Annotated in this window: 16 protein-coding genes; 8 read left to right on the top strand and 8 right to left on the bottom strand. The window is 63.8% G+C overall.

Features of this window, described 5'->3' with window-relative positions; translation table 11 throughout:
* Positions 1-61: 61 nt before the first annotated feature.
* From Q0936_RS09615 to Q0936_RS09600, 4 genes are read right to left on the bottom strand one after another with little or no spacing between them, the layout of a single operon-like run.
* Positions 62-1,681, bottom strand: coding sequence for an FAD-dependent oxidoreductase (locus tag Q0936_RS09615; protein ID WP_299297164.1), 1,620 nt, complete (start codon positions 1,679-1,681; stop codon positions 62-64).
* Between the two features lie 4 nt (positions 1,682-1,685).
* On the bottom strand, positions 1,686-2,699 hold the full coding sequence (locus Q0936_RS09610) for a YcjF family protein (RefSeq protein WP_299297166.1): 1,014 nt from the start codon (positions 2,697-2,699) through the stop codon (positions 1,686-1,688).
* Complete coding sequence (locus Q0936_RS09605; RefSeq protein ID WP_299297168.1) at positions 2,699-3,148, bottom strand: GNAT family N-acetyltransferase; 450 nt, start codon at positions 3,146-3,148, stop codon at positions 2,699-2,701. Before Q0936_RS09605 ends, Q0936_RS09610 begins: the two co-directional genes overlap by 1 nt.
* Complete coding sequence (locus Q0936_RS09600) at positions 3,145-4,557, bottom strand: YcjX family protein (RefSeq protein ID WP_299297169.1); 1,413 nt, start codon at positions 4,555-4,557, stop codon at positions 3,145-3,147. The genes Q0936_RS09605 and Q0936_RS09600 overlap by 4 nt, the downstream gene beginning before the upstream one ends.
* Before the next feature lie 143 nt (positions 4,558-4,700).
* On the opposite strand from Q0936_RS09600, the gene truA reads away from it, so the two are divergent.
* Positions 4,701-5,474, top strand: coding sequence for a tRNA pseudouridine(38-40) synthase TruA (gene truA, locus Q0936_RS09595; RefSeq protein WP_299297170.1), 774 nt, complete (start codon positions 4,701-4,703; stop codon positions 5,472-5,474).
* Positions 5,475-5,481: 7 nt separating this feature from the next.
* Here truA and Q0936_RS09590 read toward each other — a convergent pair whose 3' ends face one another.
* The 3 genes from Q0936_RS09590 to Q0936_RS09580 all read right to left on the bottom strand — a co-directional run bounded on the left by Q0936_RS09590 (position 5,482) and on the right by Q0936_RS09580 (position 8,997).
* A complete protein-coding gene (locus tag Q0936_RS09590) occupies positions 5,482-5,985 on the bottom strand; it encodes a hypothetical protein (RefSeq protein WP_299297171.1) in 504 nt (167 codons plus the stop codon).
* Between the two features lie 172 nt (positions 5,986-6,157).
* Complete coding sequence (locus tag Q0936_RS09585; protein WP_299297172.1) at positions 6,158-7,393, bottom strand: acyl-CoA dehydrogenase family protein; 1,236 nt, start codon at positions 7,391-7,393, stop codon at positions 6,158-6,160.
* A 92-nt stretch (positions 7,394-7,485) separates the two neighbouring features.
* The gene (locus Q0936_RS09580; RefSeq protein WP_299297173.1) at positions 7,486-8,997 is read right to left on the bottom strand and encodes a sulfatase-like hydrolase/transferase; all 1,512 of its coding nucleotides are present in this window, start codon (positions 8,995-8,997) and stop codon (positions 7,486-7,488) included.
* A gap of 92 nt (positions 8,998-9,089) precedes the next feature.
* On the opposite strand from Q0936_RS09580, the gene Q0936_RS09575 reads away from it, so the two are divergent.
* From Q0936_RS09575 to Q0936_RS09545, 7 genes are all read left to right on the top strand, one after another.
* Positions 9,090-9,554, top strand: coding sequence for a MarR family winged helix-turn-helix transcriptional regulator (locus tag Q0936_RS09575; protein ID WP_299297174.1), 465 nt, complete (start codon positions 9,090-9,092; stop codon positions 9,552-9,554).
* 1 nt (position 9,555) lies between these two features.
* Entirely contained in the window at positions 9,556-10,986 is a 1,431-nt protein-coding gene (locus Q0936_RS09570) for a sulfatase-like hydrolase/transferase (protein WP_299297176.1), read from the top strand.
* Positions 10,983-11,813 (top strand): MBL fold metallo-hydrolase, encoded by an 831-nt coding sequence (locus Q0936_RS09565; protein ID WP_299297178.1) that lies wholly within the window; start codon positions 10,983-10,985, stop codon positions 11,811-11,813. Before Q0936_RS09570 ends, Q0936_RS09565 begins: the two co-directional genes overlap by 4 nt.
* 109 nt (positions 11,814-11,922) lie before the next feature.
* The gene (locus Q0936_RS09560; RefSeq protein WP_299297179.1) at positions 11,923-13,350 is read left to right on the top strand and encodes a circularly permuted type 2 ATP-grasp protein; all 1,428 of its coding nucleotides are present in this window, start codon (positions 11,923-11,925) and stop codon (positions 13,348-13,350) included.
* A 4-nt stretch (positions 13,351-13,354) separates the two neighbouring features.
* The gene (locus tag Q0936_RS09555) at positions 13,355-14,296 is read left to right on the top strand and encodes an alpha-E domain-containing protein (protein WP_299297181.1); all 942 of its coding nucleotides are present in this window, start codon (positions 13,355-13,357) and stop codon (positions 14,294-14,296) included.
* Positions 14,293-15,099 (top strand): transglutaminase family protein, encoded by an 807-nt coding sequence (locus Q0936_RS09550; RefSeq protein ID WP_363323302.1) that lies wholly within the window; start codon positions 14,293-14,295, stop codon positions 15,097-15,099. The genes Q0936_RS09555 and Q0936_RS09550 overlap by 4 nt, the downstream gene beginning before the upstream one ends.
* A 39-nt stretch (positions 15,100-15,138) precedes the next feature.
* Positions 15,139-15,873, top strand: coding sequence for a proteasome-type protease (locus Q0936_RS09545; RefSeq protein WP_299297182.1), 735 nt, complete (start codon positions 15,139-15,141; stop codon positions 15,871-15,873).
* Here the strand turns inward: Q0936_RS09545 and Q0936_RS09540 are convergent, their stop codons facing one another.
* On the bottom strand, positions 15,874-16,266 hold the full coding sequence (locus tag Q0936_RS09540; RefSeq protein ID WP_299141528.1) for a 5-carboxymethyl-2-hydroxymuconate isomerase: 393 nt from the start codon (positions 16,264-16,266) through the stop codon (positions 15,874-15,876).
* Positions 16,267-16,285: the final 19 nt, after the last annotated feature.

Below are 16,285 nucleotides of genomic sequence, written 5' to 3'. Positions count from 1 at the left end.
ACGGCGTACAAAAGGCAGGGAATTCCAGACCTTGCGGCACAACACCCCGCGCCGCGCCGGTTCAGGTGTCGTTGATATGCGCCCAAACGGCAGACATGACAACCGATCCCTCGCCCACGGCGCTGGCCACGCGCTTGACCGACCCCGCGCGCACGTCGCCCACAGCAAAGATGCCCGCGCGCGAGGTCTCATAGGCGTTGCCGCCCCCCACCTCGCGCCCGGTTTTGACAAAACCGCGCGGGTCCAGTTCAACCAATCCCGACAGCCAGTCGGTGTTCGGTGCCGCGCCCACCATCACGAACAGCGCCCGCGTGTCGAGCCGCCAGTCCTGCCCGCCGATCCGGTCACGCACGGTGATGCCACTCATAACCTCGTCGCCATGCAGTTCTTTGACCTCGGTGCACAGGTGGATGGTGATGCCCGGATGGCTTTCGAGCCGTTGCAACAGGTAATCAGACATGGACGCCGCCAGCCCCTTGCCCCGCACCAGCAAGTGAACGTGTTTCGAGGTGCGGGCGAGGAACATCGCCGCCTGACCGGCAGAGTTGCCGCCGCCAATGATCGCGACTTCGGTGTTCTTGCAGTACCGCGCCTCGACGTCTGTGGCGGCATAATAGACGCCACTGCCCTCCAGTTGTTCCAGCTTGTCCAGCGGCAGGCGGCGGTACTGCACGCCTGTTGCCACGATCAGCGCCTTGGCCGACACCCAGTCGCCAGTGTCGAGATGCACATGAAACAGGTGCTTTTCGCACTGCATCAACTCTTGAGCGCGCACCGGCATGGCAAAACGTGTGCCGAACTTCATCGCCTGAATTTCACCCCGCCCCACGAGGTCACCGCCAGAAATGCCCGTGGGAAATCCCATGTAATTCTCAATCCGGCTGGAGGTGCCCGCCTGTCCGCCCACGGCCAGATCTTCGAGCACAACGGCACACAGCCCCTCGGCCCCGGCATAGACACCCGCCGCAACGCCCGCAGGCCCACCACCCACGATGGCCACGTCGTAGACGTCCTCTTTGCGCAGGGCCATGTCGAGGCCCAGCATCTGCGCCACACCACGCGGCGTGGGTGGGTCGATCACCTGATGTTTGGCAAAGACAACGGCCGGGTGGGCGCGGTCGATGCGGCACTGATTGGCAAGGTCGCTGCCCTCGGTGCTGTCAATTTCGACCTCGTTGAAGGGGATGCGGTTGCGCGCTGCAAAGCTGGCGATGCGGCGGATGTCCCGGTTTGTCTCGCCACCAATCAGGGTCAGGCCGCCTTCGGAATTTTCCAGCATCCGGCGGCGGCGCGCGGCAAAGACGGTGATGATGATGTCCGACAATTCGGGGATGTCCGACATCAGCCGCAGCATGTCGTCCCGGCGCACGCACAGCATCTGGCTGTCTTGCACGGCGCGTCCGCCCATGAACGCCCGCCCGCCGGTCAAAAAGGCCAGCTCGCCAAAGAACTGCCCTGGCCCCAGTGTCGCCGCGCCATAGCGTTTGCCCGTGGCGGCGTTGATCGCCTCGGTTTCGCCTGACAGCAGATAGTGGAACGTGTCGATCCGTTCACCTGCCTTTTGGAACCATTCGCCCGCTGCCACGTCCACCAGGGTGCCCACCTTGCGCATCGCCGCGATGTGGCTGTCCCACAGCGGGGTACGGACCATTGTGGACAGGTCGGCGGCAAAGGTTTCCATAGCGTCAGTCCCGGTTTTGTGAAGCCTGTCCTTGAAATAGTCCGCTCAGCGCCTGTTTCACCAGTCGGCGTGCCTTGGGGCGTGCATTCTGTTGATAGGCAAGCGGGCGGCAGACCTCCATTGCGGCAACGCCGACGCGGGCGGTCAGCGCGCCGTTCACCAGTCCTTCGCCAAACCGGCGCGAAAGTTTGCCCAGGATAGAGCCGCCCAGCACCGGCTCCAACAGATCATCGCCAACCGCAACAGCGCCAGTGGCCACAAGGTGGGTCATCACCGCGCGGGTCAGGCGCCAACTGCCGATTACACCGCTGCGTCCACCATAGATTTCAGCGATCCGGCGGATCATGCGTAGATTGGCCGCCAGCGCCGTGGCGACATCCGCCAATGCAAGCGGCACCAGCGCCGTGACAGTGGCAACCTGCCGGGCGGCGGCCTCAACCTCGCGTTCAGCGGCTTGGTCCAGCGGTTTGACCAACGTGTCTTCGGCCAGTGACAGCAGGCCCGTAGCATCCATCTGATCACCGCGCAGATCGGCAAGGCGCGCTCGCGCCCAGTCGGTGTCGGGCCGGGCGGCATAAAGTGCATCCAAACGATCTACCACGCGCCGCGCTGCAGGCAGATCCGCCTGCGCACGCGCCTCAGCCGCGCTGTGGCGCAGCCCGTCAATCCGTGTCAGCCGTCGCAACGCCGCCAGCTCGCGCAGCGCGATGCCCAACATGCACAGCACAAAGGCCCCGGTCAGCCCAACCAGCACCCACCCCACCACAGGCGCACGCGCGATCCAGCCGGTCACGAAATCCCAGGCGGCGGTGCTCAGCACGGCGGCCAGCAATGCGCCCGCCAGCGCCCAGAACAGCCGGGCCAACCGCGACGGTTTGCGTGCCATCACGCGCGCGGCCATCTGGACCGCCGCCCCGGTTGGTGGTCCGGTGTCGAGGTCCGGTACGGGGGGCGCATCAGCCACGGCAGGCGGAGGCGCCGCATCCTCGATCTCGATCAGCACAGGGCCCTTGGCCATCAGGCGGTCTCCCTCTTCCAGATGAATTTGATGTCCGGCAACCCCTCGTCATTGCCTGCGCCATCGGTGCGCTCGACCTCGGCAAACCCGTGTGCGGCATAGAACGCCTGTGCGCCCGTGTTGGCCTGAAAAGTCCAGAGCGTGAGCCGGTCACACGCGTCCAGCACCCGCAACAGCAAAGCCTGCCCATGACCCTGCCTGCGCGCCGCAGTGGTTACATAGAGCGCATGCAGCGTCTCGCCATCACAGGCCGCGAACCCCGCAACAGAGCCACCCGTTTCCGCCACATCGACCCAACCACGGTCGATCATCTGCCCGGCAAAGCCGATGTCCTCGGCGCGGGTATGCAGGCGTGGCATCCACGGGGTTTCATCGACAAACGCGGACAGAATGCCGCCAACCGCACCGGCATCCGTGCTCCGCGCGGGCCGGATATGGACGCCGGTCACAACCGATCCCCAAACAGGAACTGAGCTGCGCGGTCCATGCGCATGTGCGGCGGGCCGTCACCGGGGCGCAGGGTCAGGGGTGCCGGCGCAAAGCGCATGACTTGATAGTCTTCGTCCAACCACGCCTCGGCCCCGCTGCGCGCGGGATTGAGGATATGTGCGGGGTCGTCAGGCAGGGCACCGGGATAGAACGCCGCCTGCTTGCCGCTGTCCAAAAGCGTGCCGCGCACCACGTCCAGCGACGCGCCCTCATGCTGAACCGTCTCTTCGGTGGTGGCGCGCAATGCCGCCAGCGCCAGCGCCTGTGTCTCGGCCCCGGCAAAGCGCGCCCGGTCGCGCGCCTCGCGGGTCAGCGCCTCCATGATCGCGGTCAGTTTGGGGTGCTGGGCGTGATGCAGATGGTCCGCCTTGGTCGCGGCGAACAGAATACGCTCCACCCGTTTGCCCCGAAAAAGCTGGGTCAAGAATGCGTTGCGACCGGGGCGAAAGGCCGACAGGATTTCAGTCATCGCCGCCCGCATGTCCTCGACAGCAGCAGGGCCGGAATGGATCGCACCCAGCGCATCGACCAGCACCACCTGACGGTCGATGCGGGCAAAGTGATCACGGAAAAACGGGCGGACAACCCGCGCCTTGTACGCCTCGAACCGGCGCGCCATCTCACGGCGCAGCGACCGGCGTGGCGCGTCCCCCGGCACCAGCGGCGCAAAGGTCAGCACGGGCGAGCCCGCCAGATCACCGGGCAGCAAAAAGCGCCCCGGCGTGCAATCATAGAACCCCGCCCCGCGCGCAGCATGCAGATATGCCGTATAAGTCGCGGCAAGCGTCTTGGCCTGCACCTCGTCCAGAGGGGCCGCGCCGTCCGCGTCCCCCATGGCGGCCATGTAATCCGCACCAACCGCCCGCGCCCCTGCCCGTGCCAGCGCCTGCGCGGACCAGTCGTCATAGCTTTGCTCGAGCAGGCCAAGATCCAGCAGCCATTCGCCGGGGTAGTCGATGATGTCGAGATGGATCGTGCGCGGTCCCTGCAACCCAGCCAGCAGGCCGTTTGGCTTGACTTTGAGCGACACGCGCAATTCGCTGACAGCACGGGTGCTGTCGGGCCATATGGGCGGATGCCCGGTGAGCGCGCCGATATGCGTCTCGAAATCAAACCGCGGTACGGTGTCGTCGGGCTGTGGCTGCAAATAAGCCGCGGCGATACGCCCCTCGCTGGCGGCCAGCAGGTGCGGCATGCGCCCACAGTCCAGCAGGTTGGCGACCAGCGATGTGATGAACACAGTCTTGCCCGACCGCGCCAGTCCCGTCACGCCCAGACGGATGGTCGGTTCGCCCAGCAGGTCCGCGCCCGTGTCGTAGATGCCCTGTGCAACATCCAGCACGCCATCGGCAATTGTCGTCAGCACCACGCGGCCGTCCCCTTTTGATCCTGCTGGCCAACATAGGCAGGCCATGCGCCGCTCGCCAGTGGGATTGCGTGCCGCAGGTTCCCCCTTGTCCGGTGGACCACCTCGGGATTGCAAGGCAGCGGCGTGCGGGTTAGGTCGCGCACATGCCCCGTTACGCGCTCAAGATCGAATACCATGGCGGCCCCTTTGCCGGGTGGCAGCGACAGGTCGCACAATCCACCGTGCAAGGTGCGATCGAGGCCGCGCTGGCCCGGTTGGAGCCGCGTGACCACTCCATCGTCGCCGCTGGGCGCACCGATACCGGCGTGCATGGTCTGGCGCAGGTCGCCCATTGCGACATGGAAAAGGACTGGGATCCGTTCCGCCTGTCGGAGGCGTTGAACCATCACCTCAAGCCTGCACCGGTGGCCATTCTGGACTGTGCGCGCGTGTCCGAAGACTGGCACGCCCGGTTCTCGGCCCGCGAGCGGCGGTATCTGTTCCGCATCCTGATGCGCCGCGCGCCGGTCACGCATCTGCGCGACTTGGTGTGGCGGGTCAATCAGCCGCTGGACATCGCGGCGATGCAGGCGGCGGCAGACCATTTGATCGGCAAACATGACTTTACCACCTTTCGGTCGTCGATCTGTCAGGCCCAGAGCCCGGTCAAGACGCTGGACCGGCTGGATGTGACCCAAGTCGACGGCCCACATGGGCCCGAAGCGCATTTCGACGTGCGCGCGCGGTCGTTCCTGCACAATCAGGTGCGCAGCTTTGTCGGGACGCTGGAGCGTGTGGGCGCGGGATCGCGGGATGTGCAGAGCGTGGCGGATGCGCTGGCATCGCGTGACCGGGCGACCTGCGGGCCTGTCTGCCCGCCGGGCGGTCTATATCTGGCCGGAGTTGGCTATGAGGACGATCCGTTTTCGGCGGATTGATCAGGCCTTACTCCAGGCCCATCAGCCCCGCGCCTGCGCCACCCTGATGGGCGTTGATACCCTTTGGCACATGGGCGCGGTCAGCCAAGTCATTGAGATGTGACGCAAAATCGGCACTGACTGCGATGTGGGCAGGGCGTGACCGGGTGCTGGGTTCTGACAAGGTCAGATCTGCACGCACATTGTCCCCCATGACCGAGACTTCCGTTTGGCACGGCAACCCCCTCAGCCAACTGATCAACAGCGCGCGCCGACCGGCATCCTGTTCCGACGTGGCAACGGGTTTCGCGGTAACCGACGCCGCCTCGACCAGATCCTCAACGGTTTGAGCCATGGCGCGGATGCGGCCGGGTGCGGCCAATGCGTCTGTGACCGGCGCTTCGTTGCCGCCATCCGCCAGATGCCGGGCAAGCATCGCGCCAAAGGCCAGCGCCTGTGCCGGGGGCACCTGCGCACCGCTGGCTGCGCGCACGCCCAGCGCCTGAAGTTCTGTCCAAGAGCAATCCATCATCCAACACCGGCCCCTACCGGTCCATGCTTTGTCCCATATCCGAAGGGTCCGACAAAGGCCCGCCCCGCGCAAGGACGATCCGCGTCCACCGCACAGAGGTGGGTGTGCGTGGCCTGTTACGCAAGGTCATGTGGGACAGGCGCAACACAAAAGCGGGTACGGCGATGCCGGATTACATCGGACGCTGGGTGTATTTCCTCAGCTCCGCACGTGCGACCTGACGGCGGTGGACGGCATCCGGCCCATCGGCCAGACGCAGGGTCCGCTGGTGGGTCCAGGCATTGGCCAGCGGCGTGTCCTGACTGATGCCCTGTCCGCCGTGCATCTGCACCGCCTCGTCGATGACCTTGAGAGACACACGCGGGGCCACGACCTTGATCTGGCTGATCCATGGCGCGGCTGCGCGGGCGTCACCCTGATCCATCATCCACGCGGCCTTGAGGCACAGAAGTCGCGCCATTTCGATGTCCATCCGCGCCTCAGCGATGATGTCATAGTTGGCACCCAACTGCGCCAGTGGCTTGCCGAACGCCTCTTTGGACAGCGACCGTTTGCACATCAGTTCCAGCGCCGCCTCGGCCTGACCGATGGCGCGCATGCAGTGGTGGATGCGGCCCGGCCCGAGGCGGCCTTGGGAAATCTCGAAGCCGCGCCCCTCGCCCAACAGAATGTTCTCAGCCGGCACGCGGACGTTTGTGAACCGGATGTGCATGTGCCCGTGCGGCGCGTCGTCGTGGCCGTAGACCAGCATGGGGCGCAGCACTTCGATCCCCTCTGTCCCCGCGGGGACAACGATCATCGATTGGCGCTTGTGCTTGGGGTTTTCGTCGCCGCCGGTCTTGACCATGACGATATACACCTTGCAGCGCGGATCACCCGCACCACTGGCCCAATATTTCTCGCCGTTCAGCACATAGTGGTCGCCATCCCGCACGCAGGACATCGAGATGTTGGTGGCATCCGAGGACGCGACATCCGGTTCCGTCATCAGATAGGCGGAGCGGATTTTCCCTTCGAGCAAGGGCGCCAACCAGTCGGATTTCATCTGGTCGGTGCCGTACCGTTCGAACACCTCCATGTTGCCGGTGTCGGGGGCGGAACAGTTGAACACCTCGGCCCCGAGAGGCGTCTTGCCCATCTCTTCGGCGAAATGCGCGTATTCCACCGTGGACAGGCCAAACCCCTTGTCGCTATCGGTCAGCCAGAAATTCCACAGGCCCGCCGCCTTGGCCTTGGCCTTCAACCCTTCGAGGATCTCGGTCTGGCGGTCGGTGTATTGCCAGCGGTCACCTTTGGCGACTTCGGCGGCGTATTCATCCTCCATGGGTATGATCTCGTCCCGGATCATGGCTGACACGCGGTTCAGCAGATCGCGGTTTTCCGGGCGAAGTGTGAATGACATGTCCATGGTGTGATCCTCCCTTTTGGTGGCACCGTGGCCGGAATGCGCGGCCATGTCCACAGCCGACCCGAGGGAAGGGCGCCGCAAGGCGACACGGTTCAAGCGATGCCAACCTGCGCGCGGATTGGTCCTGCATCATCGGGGCGGCTGTGGACCATCGCCATCAACTCGGCCTGTACATCGCCATGCGCCGGATCGTCCCACAGGTTGAACCGCTCGTTCGGGTCTGCGACCAGATCATACATCTCGCCCGCCCCGGATTGCAGATCGACAGTTAGCTTGTGCGTGCGGGTTCGCACCGTGCGCAGCGACAGCGCGACCCCGGTGCGCGTGGGCAACAGCTCCCATTCATTGTAGGCAAAGTCGCGATTGCCGCGCCCCTCCCACAGCGGTCGGAGCGACGCGCCATGTGCCGGGTGCAACGGCTCTGCCCCGGCAAGGTCGGCAAAGGTCGGCATCAGATCGAGGGTAGAGACCGGGTCATCCACCCGCGCGCCCGCTGGCACGCCGGGTCCGCGCACGATCATCGGCACCTTGAGCAACCCGTCAAAGTGCATCGGCCCCTTGAGGATCAGCCCGTGGTCGCCCAGCCAGTCGCCGTGATCGGACACGTAGATCACAATCGTATTTTCGGCCAACCCCGCCGTTTCCAGCGCGTCCAGAATGCGGCCCACGTTGTGATCAATCAACGCAATCTGGCCATAGGTGTTGGCAATGATCTCGCGCAATTGGTCGTCGGTCTGTGGGGGGATGCGGCTATAGCTTTTGCGGATGTCCGCGCCCGCCCCCTCGGGCTCAGCGGTCAGTACCTGCTCGTGCCACCAGGGCCTGCCGGTGAAATCGCGCGTCCGATGTTCAGGGAGATCCACCTCTGCCGGGTCATGCAGGCGCGACCACGGTTCGGGTGCATCAAAGGGGTGGTGCGGATCGGGAAAGCTGACCCAGGTGCAAAACGGCTCCGTATGGTCCTGTTGCAGCCATGCGCAGGTACGATCCCCGATCCAGGTGGAGTTGTGCCACTGCTCCGGCAGCCGCGAATGCCACGTCTGTGCAGCACCACGGGTGTCGCCCGCGTTTTCCCACATCATGCGGACCTTGTCGGCGCCCTGTCCATCTGCGTGAAACCAGCGTTCGTAATGTTGCCCACCGGGCGGCGTTTCAGGCGCCCACCAGTTGTGACCGACCAGCACCAGTTCCACATGGTCAAAACCCATATACGGCCCGTACCAGTCGTCGGGATAGCGGGCTGAGGATTTCAGGCATTCCGGCGTGCCCGTGGCCTCGAACGTATGATATGTTGAAAAATGCGCCTTGCCGAAATAGGCGGTGTCATAGCCGTCCTGCGCCAGCATCCCGGCAAATCCGCGCGCGCCCACCTTGGGGTCAAGGTCGATGCCGTTGTCGTGCACCCCATGCGTGCGCGGCAACTGCCCAGTCAGCATCGAGGCGCGCGCCGGTTGGCAGACCACACAAGGGGTGATGCAGGCATCAAAATGCGTACCGGCAGCCGCCAGCGCATCCAGATGCGGCGTCTTGACGTTGCGCCCTTTGAACCCGAAACAGTCGGCACGCTGCTGATCTGCGGAAATGAGCAGAATATTGGGTCGCATTGCACTCTTTCGTCTGTAAAATCTGAGGCGACAATGGCCAAAGCAGACAGAAAATATGTTGACCCGTCAACCAATTTCAACATGGTGGTCCCATGAGCACCACGCCTCCCGATAAGCCACCGCTGAAGCTGAGCGGGTTCCTGACCTTTCGTCTGAGCCGGCTACAGGCACAGATCAACAGCCAGGCCCAGTACATCCTGAGCACCCACTCCGACATCGGGCAAACCGAGTGGCGAGTGATGATACTTGTTGCGGATGTGGGCCAAAGCACCATGGCCGCCGTGGTCCGTGAGGGCCAGATCGACAAGGCGCAGGTGTCGCGGGCGGTCAAGTCACTGATCCGCAAAGAATATATGGACAGCCATGTGGACCCGTCCGACCACCGGCAGAGTATTCTGGCGCTGACCGCCTCGGGGCGCGCGCTCTATGATCGGGTGTTGCCGATGATGCGCGAACGCCAGAAGGTTCTGATGGCCGACCTGTCCGAGGACGAGGTGGCCACGGTGTTCAGCGTCCTCGACCGGCTCGAAGCGGCGGCCCAACGGCGCGATTTCTGACATGGCGCACGGGCGCAACCTGCTGTTTATCCTGTCGGACGAACACCAGGCGCGGGCGATGGGATGCGCGGGGCACAGTGTGGTTCAGACCCCGCATCTGGACGCGCTGGCCGCACGCGGCACCCGGTTTACAAACGCCTATACCCCCAGCCCGATATGCGTGCCTGCACGCGCCAGCCTTGCCACGGGTCGGCCCGTGCACGAGACCGGGGCGTGGGACAATGCGATGCCCTACACCGGGTCCATGCCCAGTTGGGGCCACGCGCTTCAGGCGTGCGGTGTGCGTTGTGAGAGCATCGGCAAACTGCACTATCGCAACACGGATGACGCCACGGGGTTCGACCGGATGCACCACCCGATGATGGTGGCGGGCGGTGTGGGCATGGTCTGGGCCAGCCTGCGCGACGAAGCCACGCGCAAGATCGCATCCGAGCCAATGCTGGGCGCGCAATTGGGGCCGGGCAACAGCAGCTACACCGACTACGATGCGGAGGTAACGCGGCGCGCTTGTGATTGGTTGGACGCGGTAGGCCCGGAACCCTGGTGTCTGTATGTAGGCCTCGTGGCGCCGCATTTCCCACTGGTCGTGCCGCAGCCATTCTATGACCTCTATCCCCATGACACCCTGCCGCTGCCCAAGGCGCATCCCGCCGAAGGATATGTCCGCCATCCATGGGTCGCCAAACAGAATGCGTTCATGGACAGCGAGGCGCATTTTGAAAGCGAGGCGGACCGACAGGTCGCCTTGGCGTCTTACTATGGTCTGTGTTCCTGGCTGGATCACAGTGTGGGCCAGATCCTCACCGCGCTGGACCGCGCAGGCCTGACTGAAAACACCACGGTGATCTACAGCTCGGACCATGGCGACAACGCTGGCGCGCGGGGGCTGTGGGGCAAATCCAACTTTTATGAGGAAAGCGTGGCAATTCCCTTGATTATGGCGGGCCCAAACGTGGCGCGCGGCACATGTGACACGGCTGTTGACCTGTTGGATGTCACGGCCACACTCACCGACCATTTTGGCGCAGAACCAGTGGGACATGGCAAACCACTGCGGAACATCATCGTAGACCCGGAACCCGACCGCCCGGTGCTCAGCCAATATCACGCCGCAGGGGCGGTTTCCGGGGCCTTCATGCTGCGACAAGGGCGCTTCAAACTGATCCGGTACATGGGATTTGAGGACGAGTTGTACGACCTCATTGCCGACCCCGAAGAGCTGACCAATCTGGCAACAGACCCGGCCTATGACGCCGTTCGCGCACGCCTGCACGCCCAGCTAGAGGCGATGTGCGACACCGAGGCGGCCAATGCGCAGGCCTTTGCCGATCAGGCGGCGTTGATCGCACACCACGGGGGGCGCGAGGCGGCGCTGGCCCTTGGTGCGCCCGGCGCAACGCCCCCGCCCCCATCACCGGAGCGTGGGCCATGAAGCTGACGATCCTCGGTTCCGGCTCGCCCGAAGCGTATGCGCGCCGCGCCTCGTCAGGCTATATGTTGGAGGTGGGTGGCGACACCGTACTTTTTGACTGCGGCGGCGGGGTCTTTGACAACCTGCTGCGGGCAGGCAAGCGCCCCGGCGACATCACGCACCTCTACTTTACCCATCTGCACAGTGATCACATGATGGACTACGCCCGTCTGGTCCACGCCGCCTGGGACGAAGGCGCAGCCCCTTTGCGGGTGTTTGGACCCGCACCGCTGGCCGGGGTCACCGACCGCCTGTTCGGGACGGACGGGGTGTTTGCCCATGACCTCGCCGCGCGCACCGAAGTCCCGCAAAGCAAGGAAGTCTGGGTACGCCGCGGCGGCACTCTGCCCCGTGCCTGGCCGCAGCCGGTTGTGACCGAGATCGGCCCGGATCACCGCCATGATCACGGCGGCTGGCAGATCAGCACCTGCGAGGTGCCGCATGCGCAACCCTGGCTCGACTGTTTCGCCTTTGCCGTCGCCGCAGAGGGGCGCAGATTTGTCTATTCAGGCGACGCTGGCCCAAGTGCGAAACTGACCGCCATGGCCTGCGGCGCGGACCTGCTGTTGCACTGGTGCTACCGGCTGGACATCGACCCCGCCAGTGCGGAAATGATGGCCCTGTCGCCCAGCCCACAAGAGATCGTGGACATGGCAACGGCAAGCGGGGTCAAGCGAGTGCTGCTGACCCATTTCCGCCGCCATATGGATGCGTCTTTTGACCCTGCGCGTGTGCACAGTACGGTGGACTGGTCCGTTGCCGAAGACCTCGATACCTATGTCATCTGACACCTGCGCCCCGACTTAAACGCCTGTTTTTTGGTCAAAATCCAGCAGATCAGGCCATTTGCTCAGCAAGCCGGTTGCGAGGGCACAGATAATGTGCAGGCTGGATGGCATGGCCAAGCAAACACAGTTTTTCGACGAAATGACTGGTCGCGGCAACGGTCCGCGTGCCCCCTACGAAGACTACTGCGCGTGGTTCAAGAACGAGGACACCGCCCGCCTGCTGGCAAAATCCGAAGAGGCCGAGGCGCTGTTCCGGCTGATCGGCGTGACCTTCAATGTCTATGGTGACCCGGACGCCACCGAACGGTTGATCCCCTTTGATCTGGTGCCGCGCATCATGGCGGCGCGCGAATGGGCCAAGGTCGCCAAAGGCATTGAACAGCGCGTGCGCGCGCTCAACGCGTTCCTGCATGACATCTATCACCGCCAAGAGATCATTCGCGCAGGCCGCCTGCCCGCTGAGATGATCGCGCGCAACGACGCCTTTCTGCCGCAGATGATCGGGATGACCCCGCCAGGCGACATCTATACCCACATCGTTGGCACTGATCTGGTGCGCACGGGCGATGACGAGTTTTACGTGCTCGAGGACAACGCGCGGACCCCGTCTGGGGTGAGCTATATGCTCGAGAACCGCGAGACCATGCTGCACATGTTCCCCGAGCTGTTCTCGAAGGTCAAAGTGCAGCCGGTCAGCCAATACCCGCGGTCCCTGCGTCGGTCACTGTCAGCCTGCGCACCCAACGCCTGCGAAGGGCGGCCCACGCTGGCGGTCCTGACCCCGGGCATCCACAACTCGGCCTACTACGAACACGCTTTCATCGCCGATCAGATGAGCGCGGAACTGGTCGAGGGTCACGATCTCCGCGTCGTTGACGGGCGTGTGGCGATGCGCACAACCCGTGGGTACAAGCCCATCGACGTGCTGTACCGCCGTGTTGATGATGATTTTCTGGACCCGTTGACGTTCAACCCCGACAGCATGCTGGGCGTGCCGGGCATCATGGACGTCTACCGCGCAGGCGGCGTCACAATCGCCAATGCCCCCGGCACCGGTATCGCGGACGACAAGGCGATCTACAGCTATATGCCCGACATCGTCGAATTCTACACCGGCGAAAAGGCGATCCTGCAAAACGTACCGACGCACCGCTGTTCAGACTCCGAGGCGTTGAAATACGTGCTCGACAACCTCGCCGATCTGGTTGTCAAAGAGGTCCATGGATCAGGCGGTTACGGCATGCTGGTGGGACCGGCCGCGTCGAAAAAGGAAATCGCGGCCTTCCGCGCCAAGCTGGAGGCAAACCCCGGCAACTACATCGCCCAGCCCACGCTGGCGCTGTCCACGGTGCCGATCCTGACCGAGGCGGGGCTTGCGCCGCGCCATGTGGACCTGCGCCCCTTTGTGCTGGTGTCGCCCGACCGGATCGAGATCACGCCCGGCGGTCTGACCCGCGTGGCCCTGACCGAGGGGTCGCTGGTGGTGAACTCGTCCCAGGGCGGCGGAACCAAAGACACCTGGGTGCTGGAGGAGTAGCGCGATGTTGGGCAAGACCGCTGGCGGCCTCTTTTGGATGTTCCGCTATCTCGAACGGGCCGAAAACACCGCGCGTATGATCGATGCGGGCCTGCGCATCTCGCTGACGCGGTCCAGTGCGGCTGAAAGCGAGTGGACCGCCATCCTGTCCTCGACCGGGTTGAAATCGGCCTACGAGGCGGCACATGGCGCGCCCGATGGCCCCAAGATCATCGACTTTCTCCTGCGCGATCCGGGCAATCCCGGCAGTGTCATGGCGGGCATCGAAACCGCACGCACCAATGCGCGCACCGTGCGCACCGCACTGACCCGCGAGGTTTGGGAGGCGGTGAACGAATGCTACATGGTGCTCAAGAAACTACTGGCCCAACCCATTGCCGACCGCGACCTGCCGCGCGTCTTGCAGGTGATCCGCCAGCGCACGGCCATCGTGCGGGGTGCGTCGCATGGGTCGATGGTGCGCAACGACATCTACAACTTTTGCCGCATCGGTACCTTCTTTGAACGGGCGGACAACACAGCGCGCATTCTGGACCAGAAATACTATATTCTGCTGCCCTCTGTGCGGCTGGTGGGCAGTGCGTCCGACAACGTGCAATGGGACACGATCCTGCGTGCAACATCGACCACACGGGCCTACCAGACCCTGCACGAAGGCGAAACGGACCCGCGCGCCATTGCCCAGTTTCTGATCCTTGATGGGCGCCTGCCCCGCAGCCTTGCATTCTGCTATGGCAAGATCGGCGAAAACCTTGGGTTCATTGCGCAGGAATACGACACGCGCCACCCCTGTCACGCGCTGGCCGAGACCCTATGCCACAAGTTCAAGGCCCATGACATGAACGCCATCTTTGACTACGGCCTGCACGAATTCATCTCGGATTTTCTGGCCGACAGCGCCCGGTTGGGGCGCCAGATCGAAATTGACTACAGGTTCACCGAATGACCATGCGACTGAACGTCGAACACCGGACGCACTATACCTACAACGCGCCTGTGCCATATGGCCTGCAACAGGTGCGGCTGCGGCCCAAATCGCGCCCCGGTCAACTGGTCGAAACCTGGGACATCGAAGTGCTGGGCGGGCAAGTCGAAGTGGCGTTCGAGGACGAACACGCCAACTCTGTCGATCTGGTCAGCTTTACCCCCGGACAATCCGAGATCGAGATCATCTGCCGCGGCACAGTCACTACCGAAGACCGCGCAGGCGTGGTCGGGCCGCAGGGCGGTTTCGTGCCGCTGTGGCTGTTTCAGCGCAGCACCGATTTGACCAAACCCGGTGACGGCACCGCCGCCCTTGTCGCGGCGACGACACGTCAGGACGACGACCTTAGCACGCTGCACGCGCTGTCGGCACTGGTGCTGTCGCGCATCCCCTATTCAACCGATCAGGCCGCGCCCGATCTGACCGCAGAGGATGTGATCACCCTCGGCCACGGCGTTTGTCAGGACCATGCGCACGTGTTCATCACTGCCGCACGCGCCATGGGGTTTCCGGCGCGTTACGTGTCGGGCTATCTGATGATGAACGACCGCGTTGATCAGGACGCCAGCCACGCCTGGGCCGAGGTCCACGTGCCAAGCCTCGGCTGGGTCGGGTTCGACGTCTCAAACGGCATTTCGCCCGACGCGCGTTATATCCGTGTGGCAACGGGTCTGGATTACCGGGGCGCCGCGCCAATTTCGGGCCTGCGCTATGGTCTTGCAGGCGAGGCGATGTCGGTGTCCTTGCAGGTCCAGCAACAATAGCGCAGATTTAGGCGACTCGGGACAAGGGCACACCAGATTATGACCTATTGCGTGGGATTGCGCCTGGATGCCGGGCTGATTTTCATGTCGGACACGCGCACGAATGCAGGCGTGGACAACATCTCGACCGTCAAGAAGATGCACAGCTGGGACATCCCCGGCAAACGCAGCATCGTGATCATGACGGCGGGCAACCTTGCCACCACGCAATCTGTGATCAGCCTGTTGGACGAACGCTCCAAAGCGCCCGAAGACCGCAAACCCTCGATCCTCGAAGCGCCGTCGATGTTCCAGATCGCGCGCGAGGTGGGCCGCACCCTCAAGGAGGTGATCGCCGCCAATGCCACCACTGGCATGGAGGCCGACGGCGCTTTTGGCGCGACTATGATCGTGGGCGGCCAGATCGCCGGGTCCGCACCGCGCCTGTTTCTGATCTATCCCGAGGGCAACTTTATCGAAGCCTCGGACGACACGCCGTTTTTCCAGATCGGCGAGGCGAAGTACGGCAAGCCGATCCTCGTGCGCGCACTGCGTCCCGAGATGTCGTTTGAAGAGGCGCTGAAACTGCTGATGGTCAGCTTTGATTCCACGATCAAATCGAACCTCAGCGTGGGCCTGCCCCTCGACTACATTGCCTATGACGCTGACAGCCTTGCCATCGGTCACGCCGCCCGGATCGAACAGGACGACCCCTATTATCAGGCTGTGTCGAATGGGTGGGGCGAGGCGCTGACGTTAGCCTTTGACCAGTTGCCGGAATTTACTTTTGACTGATCAGTGCATGTCCGGCGGCAAGTAGTCGCGGATCGAGCTGGCCTTTCGACTGTATGTCGCGTCGATCTCGCGCAATTCCAACGACAGCATAAAGGGCCGCGCAGCCATCACATCGGCGGTAAAGGCCTGGGCCGCTGCAAACACCGCATCCGTCGCACGCGTTTTGGCCGCAGCGTCGCGCCCGGCGGCCAGACGGATGTTGATGTCGACAAAACCGTGCTGCGGATCACCATCGGCAATCACAACATGCTGCGCCGCAAAGGCACGCACGCGAATGCCCGCTGGGGGAAAGATGCCCGTGGCCGCCGCCGCATCCTTGAGCGCGACACAGAGCGCGCCCATGTCCAGATGGGCGTCAAGATTGGCGGAATATTCCAAGGTGATATGCGGCATGCCGGCGACTGTCGGTCAG

This window comes from uncultured Tateyamaria sp., assembly GCF_947488715.1.
GTDB lineage: Bacteria > Pseudomonadota > Alphaproteobacteria > Rhodobacterales > Rhodobacteraceae > Tateyamaria.
This window is presented reverse-complemented; position numbering and strand designations above follow the sequence as displayed.